The sequence below is a fragment of the Acidovorax sp. KPB24-03 genome (assembly GCF_057546605.1).
Genome location: NZ_BAAJYR010000138.1, coordinates 1 through 9,545 on the forward strand (window position 1 = coordinate 1; position 9,545 = coordinate 9,545).

Genomic DNA, 9,545 nt, shown 5'->3' on the forward strand with positions numbered 1-9,545 from the left:
GGCGTTCTGCTGCGTGGCGCGGTCCATCTCGGCGACGGCCTGGTTGATCTGGCCGATGCCGGCGCTCTGCTCGGTCATCGAGCTGTTGATCTCGCCGATGATCTGCGTGACGCGCTGGATGCTGTCCACGATCTCGCCCATGGTCTCGCCCGCCGCGCGCACGCGCTGGGTGCCGGTCGTCACGCTCACGCCCGAGGCGTCGATGAGCGTCTTGATCTCCTTGGCCGCCGTGGCGCTGCGGTGCGCCAGGCTGCGCACCTCGCTCGCCACCACGGCGAAGCCCCGGCCGTTCTCGCCGGCACGGGCGGCTTCCACGGCCGCGTTCAGGGCCAGGATGTTGGTCTGGAAGGCGATGGAGTCGATCACGCCGATGATCTCGCCGATCTTGGACGAGGCCTTGGAGATATCGTCCATGGTGCTGACCGCGCTGGCCACCACTTCACCGCCCTTGCTGGCCGATGCGCTGGCCGAGGTGGCCAGGCGCGTGGCCTGCGCCGCTGCTTCGGCGGACTGCTTGACGGTGACGGTGAGCTGCGACAGCGAGGCCGAGGTTTCCTGCAGATTGCTGGCCGAGGTCTCGGTGCGGTTGGACAGGTCGTGGTTGCCGGCCTTGATTTCGTCGGTGGCCGTCTTCATCGATTCGACGCCATGGCGCACGTCCTGCAGCACGGTGCCGATCTTGTCCACGAAGGCATTGAACGACGAGGCGATCTGCGCCACCTCGTCGCTGCCGGAGACGGGCAGGCGGTGCGTCAGGTCGCCGCCGCCGGAGCCGATCTCGTCCATGGCGTCGCGCACCTCCGACAGGCGGCGGAACGACTTGGCGGTGAGCATCGCGCCCACCGCAGCCGCCAGCACGGCCAGCAGCACGATGGCCACGGCCAGCGTCTGCAGCACGCTGCGCAGGCCGGTGGTGGCCTCGGCCTTGTCCAGGGCCACGATCAGCGACCAGTCGGTGCCCTGCACCGGGCGGGCCTTGAGCAGCTTGGCGCTGCCGTTGAGCTCCACCTCCATCGGCCGCGTCGCGCTTGCGAGCGAGGCCATGGCGGCGGGGGTGAGCAGGGGCGAGAGTTCGGTCACCGGCTTGAGGCTGAGCTTGGCGTCCGCGTGGGCCAGGATCTGGCCGTCGCTGTTCACCACGAAGCCCAGGCTGCTCGGCGTGGGGCGGATGGCGGCGACCACTTCGCGCACGCCCTCCAGCGGCACGGCGCCGTTGACCACGCCCTGCAGCGCGCCGTTGCGCAGCAGCGGCGCGACGAAGGCCACATAGGGCACGCCGGTAGTGGAGTCGCCATAGGGCTTGGTGACCGCCAGCTTGCCGGCCTGCACCGCCGCCTTGTACCAGGGGCGCGCCGTCGGGTCATAGCCCGCGGGGGTCTGCGTGGTGGACTTGAAGGTCTTGTCTTCCCAGCCCACGGTGGTGATGGGAAAGCCGTTGGCCTTGCCCATCAGGGCCACGTAGCCCTGCGGATCGCCCTGTTCCACGACCGCCGCGGTGGCGTTCACGGCGGCCGCCTTGGCGGACACCCACTGGTCGATGGCCATCGTGTTGCCCGCCGTGATGGCGTTCAGGTCCTGTTCGATGGTCTCGAACGTGTTGGTGCGGGTGATGGAGTAGGTGGCGGCACCGGTCACCGCCAGGGCACAGACGACGGTGGCGGTGCTGATGACGAGGATCTTGGAGCGCAGAGACTGGATCATGGCGGCCTCGGAAAAAGAAGTCCTGCATTACACCGTAATTGCGTTACCGGTGCTTACAGCATCCTGGAATGTGTGTGGAAGCCGCACTACACGTCCGTGGGCGCATCCAGCGCCTTGCCATCCAGCACGGCATGTGCTCGGTTCCGGTCGATGTCGCCTTCCCACGAGGCGATGGCCACCGTGGCCACGCAGTTGCCGATCAGGTTGCCCACCGCGCGGGCGATGCCCATGAACCAGTCCACCGACAGCACCAGCACCAGGCCGATCGCGGGAATGGCCGGAATCGCATGCAGCGTGGCCGCCAGCACCACGATGGCCGAGCCCGGCACCCCGTGCGCGCCCTTGGAGGTCACCAGCGAGATCGCCAGGATCGTCAGCAGGTCCGCCATGGAAATCGGCGTGTTCGTGGCCTGCGCGATGAACACCGCCGCCAGGGTGATGTAGATCGAGAACGCGTCCAGGTTGAACGAATAGCCCGTGGGAATCACCAGGCCCACGGTCGAGTCGCGGATGCCCATGTGCTTAAGCTTGGCCATGACCTGCGGCAGCACGCTGTCGGACGACGTGGTGGCGAACACCACGGCCAGCTCCTCGCGCAGGTAGCGCAGCAGCTTGAACAGGCTGAAGCCCGAAAACCGCATGATCAGCCCCAGCACCACGGCCACGAAGATGAACACCGCCGCATAGAACAGCGCGACCAGCAGGCCCAGCTGCTTGAGCGAGCCGATGCCGTACTTGCCCACCGTGAAGGCGATGGCCCCCAGCACGCCCAGGGGCGCGAGCTGGATGATGAGGCCCATCGCCTTGAACAGCACGGCGGAAAAATCATCGATGAGCGAGACCACCCGGGCGCCGCGCTCGCCCACCAGCGACAGCGCACAGCCGAACACGATGGAAAACAGCAGCACCTGCAGCACGTCGCCCGTGGAGAACGCGCTGATCGCCGTGTTGGGAATCAGCTTGAGCAAAAAGTCGCTGAAGCCGCCCCCCGCCAGCTTGTTGGCGTTGTCGGCATAGGCGCCCATGGCCGAGGCGTCCAGCGCCCGCGGGTCCACGTTCATGCCGACACCCGGCTCGAACACGAAGGCCAGCACCAGCCCCAGGACCAGCGCGATGCTGGTGACCACCTCGAAATAGATCAGCGACTTGATCCCCACGCGGCCCACCCGCTTCAGATCCCCCGTGCCCGCGATGCCATGCACCACCACGCAGAACACGATGAGCGGGATCAGCATCTTGATGAGCTTGATGAAGCCGTCGCCCAGGGGCTTGAGCTGCACCGCCCACTGGGGCCAAAGCAGACCGACGATGACGCCGGCGATCAGGGCCAGGACCACCCGGCCGAACAGGGAACGGAAAAAGCGTTGCATGGGATCTCCGAGAGTCGTCACATTGGTTCACCAATCTTGCATACAAGAAATGTAGACATTCGCCGGCCCGGCGGGTTGGGGGTTATCCCGCGTGTGGCGCGGGCTCCACGGAAGAGCGCCGGTGTCGGTTCAAAGACCGATTCCGTGGAACCGCAGGCTTTCAATTGGTAACTATTAATCACCATTCGGGCGACTGTGTTCACTGATCTCCTGCCTATCATTCGCGCCTGCCAGTGGAACGCATGAATAACAAAGGGAGTGAAGCCATGGATGACATCGTGACAGTGCCGCAAGCCGCACTGCGCGCTGAACTGGTGCGCAAGCTCGCGCCCAAGTACGCCACACGGCTTTTTCAGCTGCGTGACATTCCGAATGTGATGCGGTCCCGGCTGGGGTGGCCGGTGGCGTCGAACTTGATGGAGCGGTGGTTCAACGGGGCGGCGTATCAAATCACCCCAGAGGTGAAAGCCAGCGCGGAGGGCCAGCGATTGAGTCAAATACCTTCTTCGCAACTTGCGGAAGATCTCGTGAGCATGCAATGGGCTCTTGGCTTTGCTCGTGTTAGAGATGCGATGGCAAGGCTGCAAGCCAATTGGGCAAGTCCAGCTGGATTGGCAATGTTGAAGCGCCGGGTCGGGGACCAGCTTTTTGTCCAACAGTGCTGGCGTCTCGGGAATTTAGCCCTGCCCGCCAAAGTTCTTGAAAATACTTGCCAGGTGAACTTTCTTGTCTTTGGCCAATGGAGCGATCCGATGGACGACTTTTATGGGGCGATGGGAGAAGCACAACTCAAGGTGGCTGTGTCTGGAATGGTCTCTTCTTCAGGGCGGGGGCGGGTCACTGTGGAAATCGACGAATTGGGTTTTTACCTGCGGGATGCGTACGATTTCAATGACAGCCGATCTTTCATTTCTCAGCCTTTGGGTTGCTGGGGATTCAACGGCATGGAATGCGGCATTCGCACCAGATTGAATGTGCCGATTGAAGAAGTGACAGTAGACGAGGCCCCTTCATCCGTGCAGCGCTACAAGTACATCGTGCAAAACCAAGACTTTCGCCGTTGGAGAGAGAAGAATCACCGGGGCGGTGATTTCATGGTGCTTTCAAACGTGCATCGAATCAAACTGCCTTTTCCGCAGAAATTCTCTTGGTGAGCGTATGCAAATCGTCCGCAACCACCTGAAAAAAGTCTTTTGGCTGTCGATTTTTTTAGGGCTCGTAAGCGGGCTCTGGCAGGGTTCGCAACCCCGCCTGTTTCATACCGCGATCAGTCCTCGAAAGGTCTACCGAGTCGAGTATTACGAGGCGTCGTACCTGCAAAGTCTCATCCACCATGATTTCAAGATGCCTGCATTTGCCCGGCTATACCGCATCCAGCCTGAAACCCTTCTTGGTGAAAGCAATGTGGCGGATCTCTGGATGAACGGGGAGCTTTACTGGTGGCTGAATCCGCCCGTCAATGCAGTGCAGGTCGGGCGCGACATCGTTTTCGAGAACGTACCGCCGGAATGTACGGATTGCCCCAGGCTGCCGGCGTCCGCCGTCATGCCCTGACCGGCGAGCCGCCGTCCTCTCTTCAGCCCAGCAGGTCGTGCAGCGTCCGCGCCACCACCTTGGTGGCGCGCCGCAGGTCTTCCAGGTCCAGGCGCTCGTCGGCGCGCTTGGCGTGCGACTCCAGCACGGTGCGCGGGCCGGCGCCGTAGATCACGCCGGGAATGCCGGCCTCGCCGTACAGGCGCACATCCGTGTACAGCGGCGTGCCCATGGCCGGGATCGGCTGGCCGAAGAGTGTCTCGCCGTGCTTTTGCAACGCGGCCACCAGCGGGGCGTTGCCCGGCAGCGGCTGCATGGCATTGGCCAGCAGCAGGCGCTTGATGTCCACCGTGATGCCGGCGCAGCCCGCGGCGGCCTCGGCGATCACCTGACGGATGGCGGCCTCGACCTCGGCGGGGTTTTCCTCGGGGATCATGCGGCGGTCGAGCTTGAACACGACCTTGCCCGGGACCACGTTGGTGTTGGTGCCGCCTTCGATGCGGCCCACGTTCAGGTAGGGGTGCTCGATGCCATCCACCTTCGAGGTGATCTGCTGGTAGCGGGCGTTCTGCGCATAGAGGGCGTTCAGGATCGCGACCGCGCCCTGCAGCGCGTCCACGCCGGTGTGGGGAATGGCGGCATGGGCCATCTTGCCGTGCACGGTCACCTCCATCTGCAGGCAGCCGTTGTGCGCCGTGACGACCTCGTAGCTGAAGCCGGCGGCCAGCAGTAGATCGGGCCGCGTCAGGCCCTGGCGCAGCAGCCAGCCTGGGCCCAGTTCGCCGCCGAACTCTTCGTCGTAGGTGAAGTGCAGTTCCACCGCGCCCTTGGTCGGTTTCGCCACGGCCTCCAGGGCGCGAAGGGCGAAGGTGAAGCTGGCGAAATCGCTCTTGCTCACCGCGGTGGCGCGGCCGTAGATCTTGCCGTCCACGATCTCGCCGCCGTAGGGGTCGTGTGTCCAGCCTTCGCCGGGCGGCACCACGTCGCCGTGGGCATTGAGCGCCACGGTGCGGCCGCCCGCGGCGGTGGCGCCCTCGCCATACGGCCGGCGCACGATGAGGTTGGTGATGGATTCCATGCCGTAGGCCTTGACCTCGGAATCGGGCACGGGGTGGCGCTCGGCCTCGTAGCCGAAAGCCTGCAGCAGCTCTGCCGTGCGCTCGGCGTGCGGTGCGTTGTTGCCGGGCGGCGTGTCGGTGGGCACGCGCACCAGCGCCTGCAGAAAGCGCACTTCTTCGTCGAAATGTTGGTCGATCCAGGCGTCCAGTGATTGGTAGGTGCTGCTCATGGGGTTTCGGTGGCCAGTTGGTTCAGAAGGTGGGAGAAGGCGTCGACGGCGAGCTGCATGTCGTCGCTGGTCGTGCTTTCCAGGGGGTTGTGGCTGATGCCGCTGTTCAGGCCGCGCACGAACAGCATGGCCTGCGGCATGATTTCGTGCAGCTTCATGGCGTCGTGCCCGGCACCGCTGGGCATGCGGTGCACCGGCACGCCCAGTGCGTCCACCGCGCGTTCCCAGCGCTGCTGCCACGCGGGTGCGCTGGGCGCGGCGGCGGCGCGCATGGTTTCTTCCAGCGTGTAGTGCATGCCGCGCCGCGCGGCGATGGACTGCAGCGCAGCCAGTACATCGGCCACCAGCGCATCGCGCTGGGGATCGGTGGGGGCGCGCAGGTCCAGGCTGAACTGGCAGCGCCCTGGCACCACGTTGATGGAGCCGCCGGGCACGTTCAGCAGGCCCACGGTGCCCACCGAGTCGCCGTCGCGCGCGGCACGCGCCTCCACCGCGAGGATGAGTTCAGCCACGGCCACGGCCGCATCGCGGCGCCGGTCCATGGGCGTGGTGCCGGCGTGGCTGGCCATGCCGTGCATCTCGCCCACGAAGCGCACGCTGCCGTTGATGGAAGTGACCACGCCGAGGGGCAGGTCCAGTTCGTTGAGCACCGGGCCCTGCTCAATGTGCACCTCGACGAAGCCGAGGTAGCGGCCCGGGTCGCGCTGCAGCTTCGGAATGTCGTCGATGCACAGGCCGGCATGCTGCATGGCCTCGCGCAGGGTCACGCCGTCGGCGTCCTTCTGGTCGAGCCACGCCGGGTCGAAGTCGCCGATGAGCGCGCCCGAGCCGAGGAACGTTGCCTTGTAGCGCTGGCCTTCCTCCTCCGAAAAGCCCACCACCTCGATGCCGAAGGGCAGGCGCCGGCCCTGGCGGTGCAGCTCGCGCACGCAGGCCATGGGCACGAAGATGCCCAGCCGGCCGTCGTACTTGCCGCCGTTGCGCACGGTGTCGTAGTGGCTGCCGGTCATGAGCAGGGGCGCATCGGGCGTGGCGCCGTGGTAGCGGCCCACCACGTTGCCCACCGCGTCCACGGCCACTTCGTCGAAGCCGCAGTCGCGCATCCAGTGGCTGATGCGCTGCGCGCAGGCGCGGTGCGCATCGGTCAGGTAGGTGACGGTGAGCTGGCCCTTCTCGGCAAAGCCCGGGTCGCTGTGCTGTGCCAGGGTTTCCTGCCAGTCCCAGACGCCGTTGCCCAGTGCGGGTGCCACGCCGAACAGGTCGTTCAGGCGGATCTCGGCGATGCGGTGGATGTTGCGCAGCGCCTCGGCCAGTTCGAAGTCCGGTGGGTTGGAAAGCCGGCGCGCGAAGGTGTTGATGATGTCCTGCCGGGGCAGCCCCGTGCCGCGCGGGCCGCGCACCGCGAGGATGAACGGGAAGCCGAAGCGTGCGTTGTACTCGGCGTTGAGCTGCTGGATGCGCGCGAACTCTTCGGGCGTGCACTGCGTGAGGCTGGCCGTGCCCTGCTCGCGGGCCGACTCGGCCGTGAGCGCGTTCGCCACCATGGCCTTGCCCGCCAGTTCCGGATGGGCGCGCACCAGGGCCAGCTGCGCCTCGCGCGGCGCCTGGGCCAGCACGCGCACCATGCGTGCTTGAACTGCGCGAGCGAGCGGAAGGGCCGCGCGGCGAGCGCCTGCGTGGCGATCCACGGCGAATGCTCGTACAGGCCGTCCAGCAGGCGGGCGGCCTCTTCGGGGGGGGCGGCATTCAGTTGTTCGAGGGTGAGGGGCATGGCGTTCACTCCGGGCAGGGATGGGCCTCGGCCCAGTGGCGTGCGATGTCGATGCGGCGGCACACCCACACGTGGTCGTGCCGCTGCACGTGGTCCAGGAAGCGCTGCAGCGCGGTGATGCGGCCCGGGCGCCCGAGCAGCCGGCAGTGCATGCCGATGCTCATCATCCTGGGGCGGTCGTCGCCAGCGGGGTCGCCCTCGGCATACAGCGCATCGAACGTGTCCTTCATGTACTGGAAGAACGGGTCGGCGTGCGAGTAGCCCTGGGGCAGCGCGAAGCGCATGTCGTTGCAGTCGAGCGTGTAGGGCACGATGAGCTGCCGGGCCGTGCTGCCGTCGGTCCGGGCGACCTTCATCCAGAAGGGCAGGTCGTCGCCGTAGTAGTCGCTGTCGTAGGCAAAGCCGCCGTGGTCGGCCACCAGGCGGCGGGTGTTGGGGCTGTCGCGGCCGGTGTACCAGCCTGCGCCGTGCACCGTGCCGGGCGCGCCGTGCCGCTGGCCCGTGAGCGCCTCGAAGATGGACAGGGCCTCGGCCATGTGGGCGCGCTCCACGGCCTCGGGCACGTTCTGGTAGTGGATCCACTTGAGACCGTGGCAGGCGATCTCGTGGCCCAGTTCCATGAAGGCGGCGGTGACGTCGGGGTGGCGCTGCAAGGCCGTCGCCACGCCGAACACGGTGAGCGGCAGGCCGCGCTTTTCGAACTCGCGCAGCAGGCGCCACACGCCGGCGCGCGAGCCGTATTCGTAGATCCCCTCCATGCTGATGTGCCGGTCGGGGTAGCTGGCCGGGTTGAACATTTCCGACAGGAACTGCTCGCTGCCGGCATCGCCGTGCAGCACGGCGTTCTCGCCGCCTTCCTCGTAGTTCAGCACGAACTGCACGGCGATGCGGGCGTTGCCCGGCCAGCGCGCGTGCGGCGGATTGCGCCCGTAGCCCACGAGGTCGCGGGGGTAGGGCAGGGTGGCGTCGTAGATCGGGGCGGCGGTCATCGGGTCCTCACGAAAGAGCCATGGAGATGTCGTTGGGGGGCAGCTTGCGGTCGAACATCAGGCTGTCCTGCACATGCAGCAGGTGCGCGTCCATCAGGCGCACGGCGCGCTCCTCGTCGCGCGCGGCCAGGGCCCTGACGATCTCGGCATGCTCGTCGTGCGAGTGCGCGGCCTCGTCGGCGCTCTGGTACATGAGCGTGATCAGCGCACAGCGCGAGATCAGCTCCTGCAGCATCTGTGCCAGCACCTGGTTGCCCATCAGCTCGGCCATGCGCACATGGAAGTCGCCCAGCAGTTCGGTGCGGTCCTGCACGTCGGCGCCGTCCACGGCGGCCTTCTCGCGGGCCACGTGCTCGCGCAGGGCGCGGATGCGGGCGGGGGTGACCTCTCGCACGAAGGCGCGGGTCATCTCGGCCTCCAGCATGCGGCGCACGGCGAACACCTGCCGCGCCTCGTCGGCGGAGGGCGCGGCCACGAAGGCGCCGCGCGCGGGCGCCAGGCGCACCAGCCGCTTTTGCGACAGCTGGAACAGCGCCTGCCGCACCAGCGTGCGCGAGACGCCGAAATGGTCGGCCAGTTTCTGCTCCACCAGCTTGGCGCCCGGCAGCAGCCGGTGCTCGACGATGGCCCGCGTCAGGTCGCCGACGATGGCACTGGTGGTGGAGGTTTCCATCGGCGCATGATAGCCGTGGCCCAGCAATGTGTATACAGTTTTGGTGGACGATGTGGCGCCGACCCGTTCGGCCAGAATCCGGGGATGACCACCCCCAACAACCCTGCCGCCGCCGGCCTGCCGGCCTTGCCCGTGTCGCCGCCGGCAGCCAGCCGGCCGCGTTCCTCCGCCATCTGTACGACGTGGCCGTGCACGCCGCGTTGCCGGCCCATGGCCTGGC

Annotated in this window: 7 protein-coding genes and 1 pseudogene; 2 read left to right on the top strand and 6 right to left on the bottom strand. The window is 66.7% G+C overall.

All coding sequences use genetic code 11. The features are described 5' to 3' along the window. Window positions 1-1,701: methyl-accepting chemotaxis protein (locus AC27KI_RS14685; protein ID WP_487114470.1), on the bottom strand; the 1,701-nt coding region annotated here is incomplete at its 3' end. Between the two features lie 86 nt (window positions 1,702-1,787). After that, window positions 1,788-3,071, bottom strand: a complete 1,284-nt coding sequence (locus tag AC27KI_RS14690) for a C4-dicarboxylate transporter DctA (protein ID WP_284426197.1) — start codon at window positions 3,069-3,071, stop codon at window positions 1,788-1,790. A 266-nt stretch (window positions 3,072-3,337) separates the two neighbouring features. Between AC27KI_RS14690 and AC27KI_RS14695 the strand changes: the two genes are divergently transcribed. Then, the gene (locus AC27KI_RS14695; RefSeq protein WP_487114472.1) at window positions 3,338-4,225 is read left to right on the top strand and encodes a DUF6402 family protein; all 888 of its coding nucleotides are present in this window, start codon (window positions 3,338-3,340) and stop codon (window positions 4,223-4,225) included. Window positions 4,226-4,229: 4 nt separating this feature from the next. Then, window positions 4,230-4,625 carry a hypothetical protein gene (locus AC27KI_RS14700; RefSeq protein WP_487114474.1) on the top strand — a complete coding sequence of 132 codons (396 nt, stop codon included), beginning with the start codon at window positions 4,230-4,232 and terminating at the stop codon, window positions 4,623-4,625. A 22-nt stretch (window positions 4,626-4,647) separates the two neighbouring features. On the opposite strand, the gene AC27KI_RS14705 is transcribed toward AC27KI_RS14700, so the two are convergent. From AC27KI_RS14705 to AC27KI_RS14720, 4 genes and pseudogenes are all read right to left on the bottom strand, one after another. Next, window positions 4,648-5,892 (bottom strand): M20 family metallopeptidase, encoded by a 1,245-nt coding sequence (locus AC27KI_RS14705; RefSeq protein ID WP_487114475.1) that lies wholly within the window; start codon window positions 5,890-5,892, stop codon window positions 4,648-4,650. Next, window positions 5,889-7,663 (bottom strand): annotated as a pseudogene (gene uraD, locus AC27KI_RS14710) (2-oxo-4-hydroxy-4-carboxy-5-ureidoimidazoline decarboxylase). Before uraD ends, AC27KI_RS14705 begins: the two are co-directional and overlap by 4 nt. Window positions 7,664-7,668: 5 nt before the next feature. After that, complete coding sequence (gene puuE, locus AC27KI_RS14715) at window positions 7,669-8,652, bottom strand: allantoinase PuuE (RefSeq protein ID WP_487114477.1); 984 nt, start codon at window positions 8,650-8,652, stop codon at window positions 7,669-7,671. Window positions 8,653-8,659: 7 nt separating this feature from the next. Next, window positions 8,660-9,325 carry a GntR family transcriptional regulator gene (locus tag AC27KI_RS14720; protein WP_487114479.1) on the bottom strand — a complete coding sequence of 222 codons (666 nt, stop codon included), beginning with the start codon at window positions 9,323-9,325 and terminating at the stop codon, window positions 8,660-8,662. Window positions 9,326-9,545: the final 220 nt, after the last annotated feature.